This window comes from Streptomyces sp. L2 (genome assembly GCF_004124325.1).
Classification (GTDB): domain Bacteria; phylum Actinomycetota; class Actinomycetes; order Streptomycetales; family Streptomycetaceae; genus Streptomyces.
The window spans coordinates 1,442,187-1,457,518 of record NZ_QBDT01000001.1; the positions used below are offsets into that span (position 1 = coordinate 1,442,187).

Annotated in this window: 15 protein-coding genes and 1 pseudogene; 7 read left to right on the plus strand and 9 right to left on the minus strand. The window is 72.2% G+C overall.

Translation table 11 applies throughout. From position 1 onward, the window contains the following. Positions 1–59 precede the first annotated feature (59 nt). Together DBP14_RS06125 and serS are read left to right on the plus strand one after the other, a co-directional pair. Entirely contained in the window at positions 60–1,544 is a 1,485-nt protein-coding gene (locus DBP14_RS06125; protein WP_129306017.1) for an APC family permease, read from the plus strand. Then, on the plus strand, positions 1,537–2,814 hold the full coding sequence (serS, locus tag DBP14_RS06130) for a serine--tRNA ligase (RefSeq protein ID WP_129306018.1): 1,278 nt from the start codon (positions 1,537–1,539) through the stop codon (positions 2,812–2,814). Before DBP14_RS06125 ends, serS begins: the two co-directional genes overlap by 8 nt. A gap of 55 nt (positions 2,815–2,869) precedes the next feature. Here serS and fabI read toward each other — a convergent pair whose 3' ends face one another. From fabI to DBP14_RS06155, 6 genes are all read right to left on the minus strand, one after another. After that, positions 2,870–3,637 carry an enoyl-ACP reductase FabI gene (gene fabI, locus DBP14_RS06135; RefSeq protein WP_129306019.1) on the minus strand — a complete coding sequence of 256 codons (768 nt, stop codon included), beginning with the start codon at positions 3,635–3,637 and terminating at the stop codon, positions 2,870–2,872. Beyond that, a complete protein-coding gene (gene fdxA, locus DBP14_RS06140; RefSeq protein ID WP_129306020.1) occupies positions 3,634–3,963 on the minus strand; it encodes a ferredoxin in 330 nt (109 codons plus the stop codon). Before fdxA ends, fabI begins: the two co-directional genes overlap by 4 nt. A gap of 28 nt (positions 3,964–3,991) precedes the next feature. Beyond that, positions 3,992–5,353 carry an MFS transporter gene (locus DBP14_RS06145; protein WP_129306021.1) on the minus strand — a complete coding sequence of 454 codons (1,362 nt, stop codon included), beginning with the start codon at positions 5,351–5,353 and terminating at the stop codon, positions 3,992–3,994. A 153-nt stretch (positions 5,354–5,506) separates the two neighbouring features. Continuing rightward, entirely contained in the window at positions 5,507–6,607 is a 1,101-nt protein-coding gene (locus tag DBP14_RS06150) for an acyl-CoA desaturase (RefSeq protein ID WP_129306022.1), read from the minus strand. A gap of 289 nt (positions 6,608–6,896) precedes the next feature. Beyond that, the gene (locus tag DBP14_RS35935; RefSeq protein ID WP_164992259.1) at positions 6,897–7,046 is read right to left on the minus strand and encodes a hypothetical protein; all 150 of its coding nucleotides are present in this window, start codon (positions 7,044–7,046) and stop codon (positions 6,897–6,899) included. 40 nt (positions 7,047–7,086) lie between these two features. After that, positions 7,087–8,094 carry a DUF2156 domain-containing protein gene (locus DBP14_RS06155; protein WP_129306023.1) on the minus strand — a complete coding sequence of 336 codons (1,008 nt, stop codon included), beginning with the start codon at positions 8,092–8,094 and terminating at the stop codon, positions 7,087–7,089. Between the two features lie 188 nt (positions 8,095–8,282). On the opposite strand from DBP14_RS06155, the pseudogene DBP14_RS35940 reads away from it, so the two are divergent. From DBP14_RS35940 to DBP14_RS06170, 4 genes and pseudogenes are all read left to right on the plus strand, one after another. Continuing rightward, positions 8,283–8,377 (plus strand): annotated as a pseudogene (locus DBP14_RS35940). A gap of 235 nt (positions 8,378–8,612) precedes the next feature. After that, on the plus strand, positions 8,613–9,410 hold the full coding sequence (locus DBP14_RS06160) for a BTAD domain-containing putative transcriptional regulator (RefSeq protein WP_129306024.1): 798 nt from the start codon (positions 8,613–8,615) through the stop codon (positions 9,408–9,410). A gap of 127 nt (positions 9,411–9,537) precedes the next feature. Continuing rightward, positions 9,538–11,082 (plus strand): acyl-CoA carboxylase subunit beta, encoded by a 1,545-nt coding sequence (locus tag DBP14_RS06165; protein ID WP_129306025.1) that lies wholly within the window; start codon positions 9,538–9,540, stop codon positions 11,080–11,082. Positions 11,083–11,165: 83 nt separating this feature from the next. After that, complete coding sequence (locus DBP14_RS06170; protein ID WP_129306026.1) at positions 11,166–11,354, plus strand: acyl-CoA carboxylase epsilon subunit; 189 nt, start codon at positions 11,166–11,168, stop codon at positions 11,352–11,354. Between the two features lie 63 nt (positions 11,355–11,417). Here the strand turns inward: DBP14_RS06170 and DBP14_RS06175 are convergent, their stop codons facing one another. The 3 genes from DBP14_RS06175 to DBP14_RS06185 all read right to left on the minus strand — a co-directional run bounded on the left by DBP14_RS06175 (position 11,418) and on the right by DBP14_RS06185 (position 13,568). Then, positions 11,418–11,858, minus strand: a complete 441-nt coding sequence (locus DBP14_RS06175) for a DUF6299 family protein (protein ID WP_129306027.1) — start codon at positions 11,856–11,858, stop codon at positions 11,418–11,420. Between the two features lie 133 nt (positions 11,859–11,991). Then, positions 11,992–12,390: a RidA family protein gene (locus DBP14_RS06180; protein WP_129306028.1), complete on the minus strand. Its 399-nt coding sequence runs from the start codon at positions 12,388–12,390 to the stop codon at positions 11,992–11,994. Then, a complete protein-coding gene (locus DBP14_RS06185; RefSeq protein ID WP_129306029.1) occupies positions 12,387–13,568 on the minus strand; it encodes an acyl-CoA dehydrogenase family protein in 1,182 nt (393 codons plus the stop codon). Before DBP14_RS06185 ends, DBP14_RS06180 begins: the two co-directional genes overlap by 4 nt. A 163-nt stretch (positions 13,569–13,731) precedes the next feature. Here DBP14_RS06185 and DBP14_RS06190 point away from each other — a divergent pair, with 163 nt between their 5' ends. Further along, entirely contained in the window at positions 13,732–15,324 is a 1,593-nt protein-coding gene (locus tag DBP14_RS06190; protein ID WP_129306030.1) for an AMP-binding protein, read from the plus strand. Positions 15,325–15,332: the final 8 nt, after the last annotated feature.

The window sequence follows — 15,332 nt, forward strand, 5'->3', positions numbered from 1 at the left end:
CGCTGAGAAGTTCGGTGGGCGGCTGCTCCCCGTTCCCTCTCCCCTCTTCTGGAGTTCGTATGTCCACCAGTGGTTCTCCGCCCTCGGCTGGGCGGCTCGGTACCGGGCATATTCTGTTTCTTATCGTGGCCGCCGCCGCGCCGTTGTCGGCGATGGTGGGTACGGTGCCGCTCGCTTTCGCGTTCGGGGACGGGGCCGGGGTGCCGGCCGCGTTTCTGTTCGCCGGGGTGACTCTGCTGTGTTTCTCGGTGGGGTATGCCGTCAGTGCGCGGCGTACCGGGGGCTCGGGCGGGTTCTACGCGTCCGTGGCCGACGGGCTGGGGCGGCCGCCCGCCGTCGCCGCCGGGTACGTGGCGCTGCTGTCCTACAACTGCGCGACCGTCGGACTGGCCGGTGCCCTCGGGTATTTCACGCAACTGGTGCTCGCGGCCCATGGGCTGACGGTGTCCTGGGAGTGGTGCGCGGCCGTCGGGCTGGTGCTGACGGCCGTGCTCGGCTACCGGGAGATCGCGCTGAGCGCGCGGGTGCTGGCGCTTCTGATGCTCGGTGAGATCGGGGTGCTGGCCGCGCTGGACGTGGCGATCCTGGTCCGGCACGGGCTGCACGCGCTGCCCACCCAGTCCTTCTCGCCGCACACGGCGGCCGGGCACGGCGTCGGTGTCTCGCTGATGTTCGCGTTCGTGTCGTTCATCGGCTTCGAGTCGGCCGCCCTGTACGGCAAGGAGGCGCGGGACCCGAAGCGCAGTGTGCCCCGGGCCACGTACGCGGCGGTCGTGCTGATCGCCGGGTTCTACGCCCTCACCAGCTGGCTGGCGGTCGGCGCGATCGGCGGCGACCGGGTGCGCGAGGTGGCGGGCAAGCAGATGGGTGACCTGTTCTTCGTGCTCGGCGACGACTTCCTCGGCACGGTGGGCAGCACCGGGCTGCAGATCCTGCTGTGCACCAGCCTGTTCGCGGCGACGCTGGCCCTGCACAGCGCGGCCAACCGCTACGCCCAGGTCCTCGGCGAGGACGGGCTGCTGCCGGCCGGGCTGGCCGCCGAGCACCCCCGGTACCGCTCCCCGCACCGGGCGAGCCTCGCGCAGAGCGCGCTGACCGCGGTGGTGCTCGCCGGGTTCGCGCTCGCCGGGCTGGACCCGTACGCCGATCTCACCACCAGCATGCTCGGCCTCGGCACGCTGGGCATCGTCGGCCTCCAGGCGCTGGCCGCGCTGTCCGTGCTGGGGCTGCGGCTGCGCGGCGCCGGGAGCCATGGCCGCTGGTGGCGGGAGGTCGTCGCACCCCTGCTGGGCTTCCTGGGGCTGGCCGCGTCCGTGTGGCTGGTGGTCGGCAACTTCGACATGCTCACCGGCTCCCCGTCGAAGGTGATCGCCGAACTGCCCTGGCTGCTGCCGCTGGTCGCGCTCGGCGGACTGGCGTACGCGGCCCGGCTGCGCACGGCCGACCCGGCGCGCTACCGGCAGCTCGGCGCCCGCCACACCGCCACCGCCGTTCCCGAACCCCGCACCGCACCGGCCGCCCTGTCAGGAGACCGCCATGCATGACGCCAACGAGCTGATCGAGGCAGGCCCCGAGGCCGTACGGCGGCTCGCCCGCCGCCGCCACACCCTCGACCTGGACGCCCTGACCGCCGCCCTGCGCGCCCGCTCGGCCACGCAGGGGGAGGTCACCCGGCTGCGTACCGAGCTGAACCGGGTCTCCAAGGCGCGCCGCTCCGGGCCGCCCTCGGAGGCGGAGAAGGAGGCGGCGCGGGCGCTGCGCGCCGAGGTGCAGCAGGCGGAGGGCGCCGCCCGGACGGCGGCCGCCGAACTGACGAGTGCACTGCTCGGCATCCCCAACCTGCCGCTGGACTCGGTCCCCGACGGTGACTCGGAGAAGGAGGCGGTGGAGATACGGCGCGGGGGTCCCGCCCCGCGGCCGGCGGCCGGCGCCCGTCACCACGCGGAGATCGGCGAGGCCCTCGGCATCCTCGACTCCCCCGCCGCCGCCCGGCTGTCCGGCGCCCGGTTCAGCGTCGCGCACGGCGCGGGCGCCCGGCTGGAGCGGGCCCTCGGCGACTTCTTCCTCGACCTGCACACCCGCGAGCACGGCTACACCGAGCAGTCGGTGCCGTTCCTGGTCGGCCGGGACACGATGACCGGCACGGGGCAGCTCCCCAAGTTCGAGGAGGACCTGTTCCGCACGCAGGTCGGCGACCGGGAGCTGTTCCTGATCCCGACCGCGGAGGTGCCGCTGACCAACCTGGTGGCCGGACAGCTCCTGGACGCGCGCACACTGCCGTACGCCTTCACCGCCCGCACCCCCTGCTTCCGCGCGGAGGCCGGGGCGTACGGCCGCGACACCCGGGGTGTGCTCAGGCTGCACCAGTTCGAGAAGGTGGAGCTGGTGCGGATCTGCGCGCCGGACGAGGCGCAGGAGCAGCTGGAGCTGATGGTCTCGCACGCCGAGGAGTGCCTGACCAGGCTCGAACTCGCCTTCCGCACCGTGCTGCTGCCCGCGGGCGACATGGGGTTCTCGGCGCGGATGACGTACGACATCGAGGTGTGGCTGCCGGGCGGTGACGCCTACCGGGAGATCTCCTCGGTGTCCGACTGCGGCACCTTCCAGGCCCGCCGCGCGGACATCCGGGTGAAGGGCGCCGACGGGCGCAAGCGTCCCGCGGCCACCCTGAACGGCTCGGCGCTGCCCATCGGCCGGACCGTGGCGGCCCTGCTGGAGCAGGGCGTCCGGGACGACGGTTCGGTGGTGCTGCCCGAGGCACTGGTGCCGTACACCGGCTTCCGGCGGATCCTGCCGGGCGGCGCGACCGAGTGACGGACGCACGCGAAGGGGGCGGGAGTCCGACTCCCGCCCCCTTTCCGTGTGGGTGTCACGCGCCCGTCATGTGCACCCCGCCGTCCACGTGGACGATCTCGCCGGTGGTGCGCGGGAAGAAGTCCGACAGCAGGGCGACGACCGCGCGGGCCGCCGGGTCCGGGTCGGTGAGGTCCCAGCCGGCCGGTGCCCGGTGGGTGGTCCAGACGTCGGCCAGGTCGGCGAAGCCGGAGATGGACTTGGCCGCCATCGAGCGCAGCGGGCCGGCGGCGACCAGGTTGCAGCGGATACCGCGGTCGCCGAGGTCGCGGGCGAGGTAGCGGCTGGTGGACTCCAGGGCGGCCTTGGCGACGCCCATCCAGTCGTAGTGCGGCCAGGCGACGGCCGCGTCGAAGGTGAGGCCGACGACCGAGCCGCCGCGCCGCTCCAGGAACGGCAGGCAGGCCGTGGTGAGCGATTTCAGGGAGTACGCCGAGACGTGCACGGCGGTGGAGACGTCGTCCCAGGTGCCGTCGAGGAAGGAGAAGGCGCCCTGGGGGCCGTAGGCGATGGAGTGCACGACACCGTCGAGGGTGTCGGTGTGCTCGCCGATCCGGTCGGCGAGGGAGTCCAGGTGGTCCTGGTCGGTGACGTCCAGCTCGATCACCGGGGCCGGTTTCGGCAGCTTGCCCGCGAACCGCTCGATCAGGGAGAGCCGGCCGAAGCCGGTGAGGAGGACCTCGGCGCCCTCCTCCTGGGCGATGCGCGCGGTGTGGAAGGCGATGGAGGCGTCGGTGACCATGCCGGTCACCAGGATCCGCTTGCCGGCGAGGATGCCGCTCATCCGACCGACACCCCCTGCGGCACCGCGTTCACCAGCGGCGAGTCGTGGTCCTGGGGGCCCAGCGAGCTGCCCCCGCCGGGCGAGCCGAGGCCGGCGAAGAACGCGGCGTTGGAGGCCGCGTGGTCGCCGCCCCACTCCTCGGGCGTGTCGTCCTCGAAGTAGATCGCGTCGACCGGGCACACCGGTTCGCAGGCGCCGCAGTCCACGCATTCCTCGGGATGGATGTACAGGGCGCGGCGGCCCTCGTAGATGCAGTCCACGGGGCACTCGTCGATGCAGGAGCGGTCCTTGACGTCGACGCAGGGCAGGCCGATGACGTAGGCCATGCTCAACTCCTCTGAAGGTCTTGTGGGTTCACTTGACCGGCACGCCGGTGGTGCGCTCGCCCAGGGTCAGCACGGTGACCGCGAGCAGGCCCATGGCGGCGGCGATGACGGCGAACAGGGCGCCCGCGCCGTGCGCGTCCAGGACCGGGATCAGGGCGAACGGCAGGGCGGCGGCGCTGAGTTTGGACAGCGAGTAGGCGGCACCGGAGGCGGTGGCGCGGATCGCGGTGGGGTACTGCTCGGACAGGTAGACGTGGGAGACGCTGGAGAACACGTTGCTGAACAGGGTGTAGGCGAAGCCGCAGACGACGATCAGGGCGGCCGAGTCCGCGTAGCCGAAGCTGAGCCCGGCCAGCAGCATCGCGGTGGCCGACAGCGCGACCAGGGTGCGCCGTTCGACGCGGTCCACGACGGGCAGGGCGAGGGCGGAGCCGACCGGGTAGCCGAGGAAGGACAGCGCGGTGAAGCCGAGGCCCGCGACGATGCCGTAGCCCTTGGCGGCGACGATCTGCGGGGCGAGCGCGCCGAAGCCGTAGTAGCCGACGACCGACAGCACGCAGAACAGCCACAGCACGAGGGTCCGGCGCAGCATGCCCGGGCCGAAGACGTCCCGCAGCCGGGAGTCCGGGACCGGTTGCTCGGCGGCCGGCCGCTCCAGCGGCAGCCCGCGGCCGGCGGCCTCGGCCTCCATCCGCTCGACCAGCCGCTCCGCCTCCGCGGTCCGGCCTGCGGTGGCCAGCCAGCGCGGCGACTCGATCAGCTGCCGGCGCAGGATCCACACCACGGCCGAGCCGAGCGCGCCGAGCACGAACAGCCAGCGCCAGCCGGCCACGCCCAGCGGGCTGAGCGGCACCAGCCACAGCGCGGCGAAGCCGACCGCGGGCACCCCGCAGAAGGCGAGCGTGTACGCCCACGCGATGAACCGGCCGCGCTTCCTCGCCGGCAGCACGTCGGCCAGGTAGCAGTCGGACAGGGCCTGTTCGGCGCCGATCCCGACACCGGCGAGGAACCGGGCCACGATCAGCCAGGCGGCGCTCGGGGAGACGGCGCCGAGCAGCGAACACACCGAGTAGATACCGAGGTTGATCAGAAAGGCCCGCCGCCGGCCGAACCGGTCGGCGATCCGGCCGAGCGTCAGCGACCCGACGAACTGACCGACGAACGCGGACGCCAGCACCAGCTTGAGCGAGGTCGTCCCGAACGCGAAGTCGCTCTGCAGCACCTTGCCGATGGTGCCGGACAGGTTGTTCTCGAAGGTGTCGAAGAACAGCCCCACCCCGATGACCGCGGTCAGCCTGCGATGCAACGGCGTGATCGGCATCCGATCCAACCGGGCCCCAACAGACCCGGGAACGGTGACACCGCCCACGGAGGCGGTGATCTGAGACATGGGGAGCAGCTCCTTGAGGGCGACAAAGGGGAGTTGGGGATCTCTATGACCAACGGCACGACGGCGCGCCCCAAAGGGGCGCGGGGAACTGCGCGACCAGCCACGACGCACCGGCAGCCGACAGCCAACCCGCACCCCAACGGCGCGAAAACATCAGCCCACTTCCACGGCCCGTCGAGCGATCTGCTCCTCGACATCGCCCCGCCGCACAGGCGCACTCACCTCGTGCAAGAACGAGGCAACCTCGCGGTACGACGCCCAGAACCCCACCTCGTGGTAAGGAACCCCCCGCTCCGCGCAGTACCGCATCGTCAACTCCCGGGCCCGCGGCAGCGACTTCTGCGGCATGGCCGGGAACAGATGGTGCTCGACCTGGTAGTTGAGGCCGCCGTAGAGGAAGTCGACCAGCCGGTTCGGCCGGATGTTGCGGGAGGTGAGGACCTGCCGCTCCAGCCAGTCCAGCGTCTCCTCCTCCCCGTCGCGGATCTGCATCCCCTTGTGGTTGGGGGCGAAGATCATGCCGAAGTAGACGCCGAGGGCGGCGTGCTGGACGAGGACGAAGGCGACCGCGAGGGCCGGAGACAGGAACGTGAAGACGAGGCCGAGGTAGACGCCGGCGCGCAGCAGGATCAGGAACGTCTCCAGCGCGGGCCGCTTGGTCTTGCCCTGGGCGATGGACAGCACCGCCGTCTTCAGCATCTTGAAGCCCTCCAGCACCAGCAGCACGAAGAACAGCACGCTCTGGTAGCGGACGACGAACTTCTGGGTGCCCTTGCGGGTGGGGTACTGCTTGATGTCGAAGATGGCAGTGCGCCGGCCGATGTCCGGGTCCATGTCCAGGTGGTTGGGGTTGCTGTGGTGCCGGTTGTGGTGGTTGACCCACCAGCCGTAGCTGACCCCGTTGACCAGGTTGGCGTGGATGTAGCCGACCGCGGAGGCGGCCTTCTTGCTGCGGAACATCGCCTTGTGGCCGGCGTCGTGCCACATGAACGCCGACTGGCCGCCGCACAGGCCCATCCACAGGGCGGTCAGCAGCTGCCACCAGGAGTCGCCCAGCTCGAAGAACGCGGCGAACCCGACCAGCAGCAGGACGGTGTTCAGCGCGAGGCGGCCGACGTAGTAGCGGGGGTCGAGGTCGAGGAGGCCCTCGGCCTTGACGCGTTTGAGCAGTTCGGCGAAGGTCGCCGAGGCACCGGGGCGTGTTCCCGCGTCGGCGGCCACGGCACCGGCCTGTTGTATGTGCGGACGCTGCATGCGTTGCTCTCCTTGGGAGAAGTGCCCGGATCGGGCGGCGGCGCCGCTGCCCCGCAGACCTGCGGGCGCCGCGAGTCGACGTCGGCTCCCGTCCGCGGTCACCGTCACGGGCAGGGGACGCCCGGCGGTTCCGGGTCGGGAGCACAGTGCGGGGTCCGCCCGCCGGACCCGGGTGGGGGCGGAAGCACCGTGCGGTGCTCCCGAGCCCGGGCCGCCGGGCGGACGCGTCCAGCGTTCCCTGGGACGCTGATGTGCCACTGATGCCGGTCTGATCCAGCCAGGGGCGCGCTCAGGCCGCGGCCTCGGCGGTCATCCGCTCGTCCAGGGCGCGGACGACCGCGTCGGCGGCCTCGGCGACGGACTCGTCGTCGGGGGCGCCGATGACGGCCATGAGCTGCTCGACCATGGCGTGCTGGAGTTCTTCGGTGGACTGGCTCATCTCGGGTTCTCCTGTCGGGTGCGGTGTTGCCGATGGGGACTCAGAAGGCGTTGCAGGCACGGAAGATGTGCGCGAAGGCGGGCAGCGAGGCCTGCGGGCCGTCGAAGGCCACGTACTCGGGGATGAGCACGTCCGGGGCCCACTTCTGCTTGTACGACAGCTGCGTCTGCGCCGGGTACAGGGCGGCACCCTCGGCCCACAGGGCGTGCATCAGCCACTGGAACGCGGGGCTGTGGCCGTCGAGTTCATGGCTCGCGTCGAGGCCGGTGAACGGGGTGAAGCCGAAGTGCAGCCAGGCGACGCCCTCGGCGCGGAACACCTCGATGGCGTGCGCGTTGATGGCCTCCATCAGGCCAGGGGAGCCGTCGGGGATGCGCCGGCTGAGGTCGTGCATCCAGCCGGTCCGGCTGCCGTAGACCGGCGAGTACGAGATGTAGGCGACGGGGGCGCCGTCGATGGTGCCGAGGAAGAGCCGGCGGTGGGCCTGGACCGGGCCGCCGATCTGGCCGACGAGGAACTCCAGTTGGTGGGCGCCGCCCTTGGAGCCGAGCCACGCCTCGTCGATGGTGGCGATGGCGTCCTGCCACTCGGTGGCGTCGACCTCCTGGATCCGCAGGCCGTTGCGGTGGGCGCGGGAGATCTTGTTGCGCAGTTGCATGAACTTGGTGCCGCTCAGGGTGAAGTCGGCGAGGCTCACCGCCCAGGACGCGCCGACCTGGTTGACGGTGCAGCCGCGTGCGGCGTAGCGCTCGGCGTCGGCGCGCTGGAGCTGGACGCCGACGAGGCTCAGGCCCTCCTCGCGGACGTACCGGCGGAAGCCGTCGAGGAGGGTGTCGTAGTCCGCTTCGGCGGCGAACGGGCCGCCGAACTGCACGGCGTAGCGGCCGGTGCGGCGGTAGACGACGACACCGTCCGCGCCGGGGACGGTGAACGTACTGTTTCCGCTGTTGAGCGCCAGGAACGAACTCGGGTTCTCACTGGCCGTGTGGGTGCGTACGGCGTCGAGAACCGGGTTGCCCTGGACGGTTTCGGTGGTGGTCGCGGTCATTCCCGTTCCCCTTTCGGGAGCGTGTGCATTCGAGAGTTCCGTCGAGGCGAGTACAGCACCGTCAGGACGTCCGGGAAAAGGGCAGTTGGCAATTCATTACCGGCGTCAGAAGCGTGTCAGCATTCCGTCAGCGGGCGCTGCCAATGTGGTGGTTGTGAACGGCACGGAAATCCCGGAGCCGGGATCGGGGAGAGGTGCCCGGAGTGGCTTATCGGGGACCTTGAGCACGCCTCCAGGTCGGGCCCCTACGGGGCCCACGCAGGTTCGAATCCTGCCCTCTCCGCCTACTCGGTCGGGAATTTCGACCGGTCGCCCAGGAACCGCCGGCCGCCCCCCGTCCCGGCGGAGCAAACCGCCCCGGCGGGCCGTCCAGGAGTCGTGGCCCGCCGGGGCGCGGCACGTTCCGGGAAACGTTGTCTTTGTCTTTGTCTTTCCACGCGGCACCACCCAGACGAACCACCCGAAGAATCGCACCCCAGGAAGAATCACCTCGCCAAGAATTGTCATAAGGGGGAGACATGCTGAGGTTCTCCGTTCTCGGGGCCCTGCAGATACGTACCGCGTCCGGCCCGGCGGAGATTTCCGGCGATCTGCAGCGCACGCTGGTGCAGACGCTGCTGGTCAGTGAGGGTCAGCCGGTGTCCGGGGAGGCCCTGGTCGAGGAGATGTGGGGGGAGAGCGGGCCCGGTCACCAGGCCAACGCCCTGCAGGCCCATGTGAGCCGGTTACGCCGCCGGCTCCGCGAGCTGGAGCCGGACCGGCTGGCGTCCAGGGTGACGATCCACCCGTCCGGCTACCGGCTCGGGGTGGGCGAGGGCGAGCTGGACGCCGCGGAGTTCATCCGCGCGGTGCGGCAGGCGGAGTCGTCCGGTCCGCACGACGCGGCGGACACGGCCCGGCTGCTGGGTGGGGCGCTGGCTCTGTGGCGCGGTCCGGTCTTCGGCGGTTTCCCCGGCGGGACCCTGTGCCAGCTGGCGGGCGCCCGCTACGAGGAGTACCGGATGCGGGCGATGGAGCTGCGGTTCGACGCCGAGCTGCGGCTCGGCCACCATTCCTCCGTGCTCGCGGAGTTGAGCGACGCGCACACCAGTCATCCGCTGCGGGAGCGGTTCTGCGAGCAGCTGATGATCGCGCTGTACGGGTCGGGCCGGCAGGCGGACGCGCTGGACGTGTTCCGCCGGATGCGCCGCCATCTCGACGACGAGCTGGGCATCCAGCCCTCCCCCGCGCTGCGCAAGGTGGAGAACGCGATCCTCTCCCACGACCCGGCCCTGACCGGCGACACCCGTATCCCCTCGCTCCTCCAACCCGCCTGATGACCGGCGAGGTTGACGCGCGTAAGCGGTCCGTCAGCTCTCGGTCAGCCCCCGTTGCCACGATCGTCGGGTCCGACGGGCACCCGCCGGTGACAGCGGAACCAGTCCCCTCGCCCCAGGGAGAGACATGAGGCCCCACGTCGCGGAACTGGCCGGACTACGCGAACGCGTGCTCGCCGGCCCCAGTGAGAAGGCGACCGCCGCCCAGAAGGCCAAGGGCAAGCTCACCGTCCGCGAACGGATCGGTCTGCTGCTCGACGAGGGTTCCTTCCAGGAGGTCGAGCAGCTGCGCCGGCACCGGGCGACCGGGTTCGGTCTTGAGGCGAAGAAGCCGTACACCGACGGTGTCGTCACCGGCTGGGGCACGGTCGAGGGCCGTACCGTCTTCGTGTACGCGCACGACTTCCGGATCTTCGGCGGGGCGCTGGGCGAGGCCCACGCCACCAAGATCCACAAGATCATGGACATGGCCATCGCGGCGGGCGCGCCGCTGGTCTCCCTGAACGACGGCGCCGGCGCCCGCATCCAGGAGGGGGTGACCGCGCTCGCCGGGTACGGCGGCATCTTCCGGCGCAACACGGCCGCGTCCGGGGTGATCCCGCAGATCAGCGTGATGCTCGGCCCGTGCGCGGGCGGCGCGGCCTACAGCCCCGCCCTCACCGACTTCGTGTTCATGGTCCGCGAGACCTCGCAGATGTTCATCACCGGCCCGGACGTCGTCAAGGCGGTCACCGGCGAGGAGATCACGCAGAACGGGCTCGGCGGCGCCGACGTCCACGCGGAGACCTCGGGCGTCTGCCACTTCGCGTACGACGACGAGGAGACCTGCCTGGAGGAGGTGCGGTACCTGCTCTCGCTGCTCCCCCGCAACAACCGGGAGAACCCGCCCCAGGTGCCCTGCGACGACCCGGCCGACCGGCGCTGCGAGGCGCTGGCCGACCTGGTGCCGGCCGACGGCAACCGGCCGTACGACATGGCGAAGGTCGTCGAGGAGATCGTCGACGACGGCGAGTACCTGGAGGTGCACCAGCGCTGGGCGCGGAACGTCATCTGCGCGCTGGCCCGGCTCGACGGACAGGTCGTCGGCATCGTCGCCAACCAGCCGCAGACGCTGGCCGGAGTGCTGGACATCGAGGCCAGCGAGAAGGCCGCGCGGTTCGTGCAGATGTGCGACGCGTTCAGCATCCCGCTGGTCACGCTGCTCGACGTGCCCGGGTTCCTGCCGGGCGTCGGCCAGGAGCACGGCGGCATCATCCGGCACGGCGCGAAGCTGCTCTACGCCTACTGCGACGCGACCGTCCCGCGGATCTCGCTGATCCTGCGCAAGGCGTACGGCGGCGCGTACATCGTCATGGACTCCCAGTCGATCGGCGCCGACCTGACCTACGCGTGGCCGACCAACGAGATCGCCGTGATGGGCGCCGAGGGCGCCGCGAACGTCATCTTCCGGCGGCAGATCGCGGAGGCCGACGATCCCGAGGCCAGGCGGGCCGAGCTGGTCAAGGAGTACAAGGCCGAGCTGATGCATCCGTACTACGCGGCCGAGCGCGGTCTGGTCGACGACGTGATCGACCCGGCCGAGACGCGGTCCGTCCTCATCGGCGCGCTGGCGATGCTGCGCACGAAGCACGCCGAGCGCCCGGCCCGCAAGCACGGCAATCCCCCGCAGTGACCGATCGCGAGCACGGCGGTCCCCCCGCAGTGACCGAGCACGAGCACGGCAGTTCCGCAGTGATCCATGTGACGGAGGTCCCCATGTCGTCCCTGTCCCTCACCGCCCCGATCCGTGTCGAGAAGGGCGAGGTTACCGAGGAGGAGCTGGCCGCCCTGGCGGTGCTGCTCCTCAGCCGCAGCGCGATGGCCGGACCCGAGCCGTCCACCCCGGGCACCACGTCCTGGCGTCCGCACGGCTTCCACGCCCCGCACAGCTGGCAGCGGGCCTGACCGACGCGGCGCAGGACGCGGAGCGGCCCGGCACCCGTAGGGTGTGCCGGGCCGCGCGCGGGTTCACTTGCCGGCGAGGGTGACGTCCTGCTCCTCGACCGCGTGGAACACCGGCAGCGGCACGAGTCCCGCGGGGCGCATCTCCAGGATGGTGGCCTCCACGTGGGCGGCGCCCGCCTTGAGGTCGTCGGCGGAGACCACGCTGGAGTTCTGCCACGTGTGCTTCGCGCCGTCGCAGGTGGCGCTGGTGCCGCCGATGCCGTACCGGATGCGGGGGTCGCTCTGGCTGACCGCGGAGCTGATGTACACCGGGCCGCTGCTGTCGGTGCACCGGTAGGTGCCGGACAGGATGACGGTGCCGTCGGCGCCGATCCGGCCGGTGTGGTCGACGGTCACGCTCTCCTTCTCCTTCGGGGCCTTCGGGCCGGCGATCGCCGGTGCGGTGGCCGCGCCGCAGAGCAGCGCGGCGCCGAGGGCCGTGACGAGGGCGGGGCGTACGGGCATGGGGTGCCTCCCGGAATACTGACAGTGGGGGCCTCCACTGGTACCGGGTGGGCGGGCCGACGGGCGTGACCGTCACCCCATCGGTGGCGCGTCACGCGCGGCCGGCGCCCTGGCCTGCCCCGTCCGGCACGCCCTACGGCAGGACGGCGAAGCCGTCGAGTTCCACCAGCGCCGTGTCGTCCCAGAGCCGTACGACCTGCACGACGGCCATCGCCGGATAGTCGCGGCCAGCCAACGTGCGCCACAGACGGCCGAGTTCGGGCGCGTGGGCGCGGTAGTCGGCGATGTCGGTGGCGTAGACGGTGACGCGGGCGAGGTCGGCGGGGGTGCCGCCGGCCGCGCTCAGGGCGGTGAGGAGGTTGGTGAGCGCCTTCTCGAACTGCTCGGGGAGCGTGCCGCCGGTGATCTTGCCGTCGGTGTCGAGGGCGGTCTGTCCGGCGAGGAAGACCACGCGGGTGCCGGCCGCGACGACGGCGTGCGAGAAGCCGGTGGGCGGGGACAGGTCGGGCGGGTTGACGCGCTCGGTCGTCACCGGGCCGCTCCTTCGGAGGTGGTGGCGTGACGGGTGGGGGCGGAACGGGTGGCGGCGGGACGGGTGGTGGCGTACAACTCCTTGGCGATGATGCCGCGTTGGACCTCGCTCGCGCCCTCGTAGATCCGTGGGGCTCGCACCTCGCGGTAGAGGTGTTCGAGGAGGTGGCCGTGCTGGAGGGCGCGGGCGCCGTGCAGTTGGACGGCGGCATCGACGACGTACTGCGCGGTCTCGGTGGCGAGCAGCTTCGCCATCGCGGCCCGCTTGGGGACGTCGGCGGCGCCCTCGTCGTGGGCGGTGGCGGCCGCGTAGACCATGAGGCGGGCGGCCTCGGTGCGCAGGGCCATCTCGGCGACCTGGTGGGAGACCGTCTGGAGCCGGCTGAGGGGGCCGCCGAAGGCCTCGCGGGCGCGCGTGTGGGCGAGGGTGGCGTCGAGGGCGGCCTGGGCCATGCCTACCGCGAAGGCGCCGACGCTGGGCCGGAAGAGGTTGAGGGTGCCCATGGCGACGGCGAAGCCCCGGTCGGCCTCGCCGAGCAGGTCGTCCCGGGTGACGGGGACGCCGTCGAAGTCGAGGGCGCCGATCGGGTGCGGGGAGATCATCTCCAGCGCGCCGCCGGTGAGGCCGGGCCGGTCGGCGGGGACGAGGAAGGCGGTCACGCCCCGGGCCCCGGCGTCCGGGGTGGTGCGGGCGAACACGGTGTAGAAGTCGGCCTCGGGTGCGTTGGAGATCCACCGTTTGGCGCCGGTGAGCCGCCAGCCGCCGGTGCCGTCGGGCTCGGCGGCGAGGGCCAGGGCCGCCGCGTCCGATCCGGCGTCCGGCTCGCTCAGCGCGAACGCGGCCACCGCGCTGCCGTCGGCCACCCGGGGCAGCCAGTGCTCGCTCTGGGCGGGGCTGCCGTGGGCGTGCACCGGATGGGCGCCCAGGCCCTGCAGGGCGAGGGCGGTCTCGGCCTCGGTGCAGGCCTGGGCGAGGGACTCCCGCATCAGGCACAGCTCCAGCGCGCCGGAGCTGAACAGCCGGGCGAGCAGGCCGAGCCGGCCGAGTTCGGCGAGGAGCGGCCGGTTGACGCGGCCCGGTTCCCCCTTGTCGGCGAGCGGGGCCAGCCGGTCGGCGGCCAGTGCGCGCAGTTCGGCACACCAGGCGGCCTGCTCCGGTTCGAGTGAGAATGCGGGCACGGCCGGTCCTCCCTCCGAGGCGGACCCGGCGGTCCCCTCACCGCAACCTTATCGCGCACCGTTGACTGCCGTCACGAACACGATACGCTCGATGCGCGAGCCCGCCAGAGCCCGTCGTCAGGACGCCCGTTTCTACGCCGTAACGGCAAGGGGGCGAACCGCCATGCACGTCTCGGCCCACGTCGACACCTTCGCGCGGGACCATCTGCCCCCGCCGGAGGAATGGCCCCGGCTGCTCTTCGAGCTGCCGGAGCTGCACTACCCCGAGCGGCTGAACTGCGCCGCGGAACTCCTCGACGGCGGCGAGCCGGACCGCCCGGTGTTCCGCACCGCGTCCGGGCCCGCCTGGACGTACGGCGAGCTGCGCGCCCGGGTGGACCGCATCGCCCACGTCCTGACCGGCGATCTCGGCGTGGTCCCGGGGAACCGGGTCCTGCTGCGCGGCCCCACCAGCCCCTGGCTCGCGGCCTGCTGGCTGGCGGTGCTGAAGGCGGGCGCGGTCGCGGTCACCGTGCTGGACCGGCAGCGCCCGCACGAGCTGGCCACGATGTGCGAGATCGCCCGGGTCCGGCACGCGCTGTGCGACATCCGGGCCGTCGACGACCTGGTGAAGGCCGAGGTGCCGGGGCTCGTCCTGACGACGTACGGCGGTGACGCGCCGGACGACCTGCTGCGCCGCCCGGCACCCGCCGCCCCGTTCCCGGCCGTCTCCACCGCCGCCGACGACGTCGCCCTGATCGCGTTCACCTCCGGCACGACGGGCCGCCCGAAGGGGTGCATGCACTTCCACCGGGACGTCCTCGCCATCGCCGACACCTTCTCCCGGCACGTCCTGCGCCCGCGCGCGGACGACGTCTTCGCCGGCAGCCCCCCGCTCGGCTTCACCTTCGGCCTCGGCGGGCTGGTCGTCTTCCCGATGCGGGCCGGCGCGAGCGCCCTGCTGCTGGAGCAGTCCGGCCCGAAGCAACTGCTGCCGGCGATCGCCGAACACCGGGCGTCGGTGCTGTTCACCGCGCCGACCGCCTACCGCGCGATGCTCGACGAACTGGACGGGTACGACACCTCGTCCCTGCGGCGCTGCGTCTCGGCCGGCGAGAACCTGCCCGCGGCCACCTGGCACGCCTGGCGCGAGCGCACCGGACTGCGCGTCATCAACGGCATCGGCGCCACCGAACTGCTGCACATCTTCGTCTCCGCCGCCGACGACGACATCAGACCCGGCGCGACCGGCGTGCCCGTGCCGGGCTGGCAGGCCCGCGTCCAGGACGCGCACGGCGAGCCGGTACCCGACGGCGAGCCGGGCCTGCTGGCCGTCCGCGGCCCGGTCGGCTGCCGCTACCTCGCCGACCCCCGCCAGCGCGTGTACGTACGCGACGGCTGGAACATCACCGGCGACACCTACGTCCGCGACGCCGACGGCTACTTCCACTACGTGGCCCGCGCCGACGACATGATCATCTCCTCCGGGTACAACATCGCCGGACCGGAGGTCGAGGACGCGCTGCTGCGCCACCCGGACGTGGTCGAGACGGCCGTCGTCGGCCGCCCCGACGAGGCCCGCGGCCAGATCGTCGTCGCCTACACGGTCCTCCGGGACGGCGCGCCGCGGGACACCGAGGGCCTGCGCGCGTTCCTCAAGGCCGAGCTGGCCCCGTACAAGTGCCCGCGCGAGTTCGTCTTCCTGGACGCCCTGCCCCGCACGGCGACCGGCAAGCTGCAGCGGTTCCGGCTGCGGACCGCGGGTGATCAGCAGTGACGCCGACG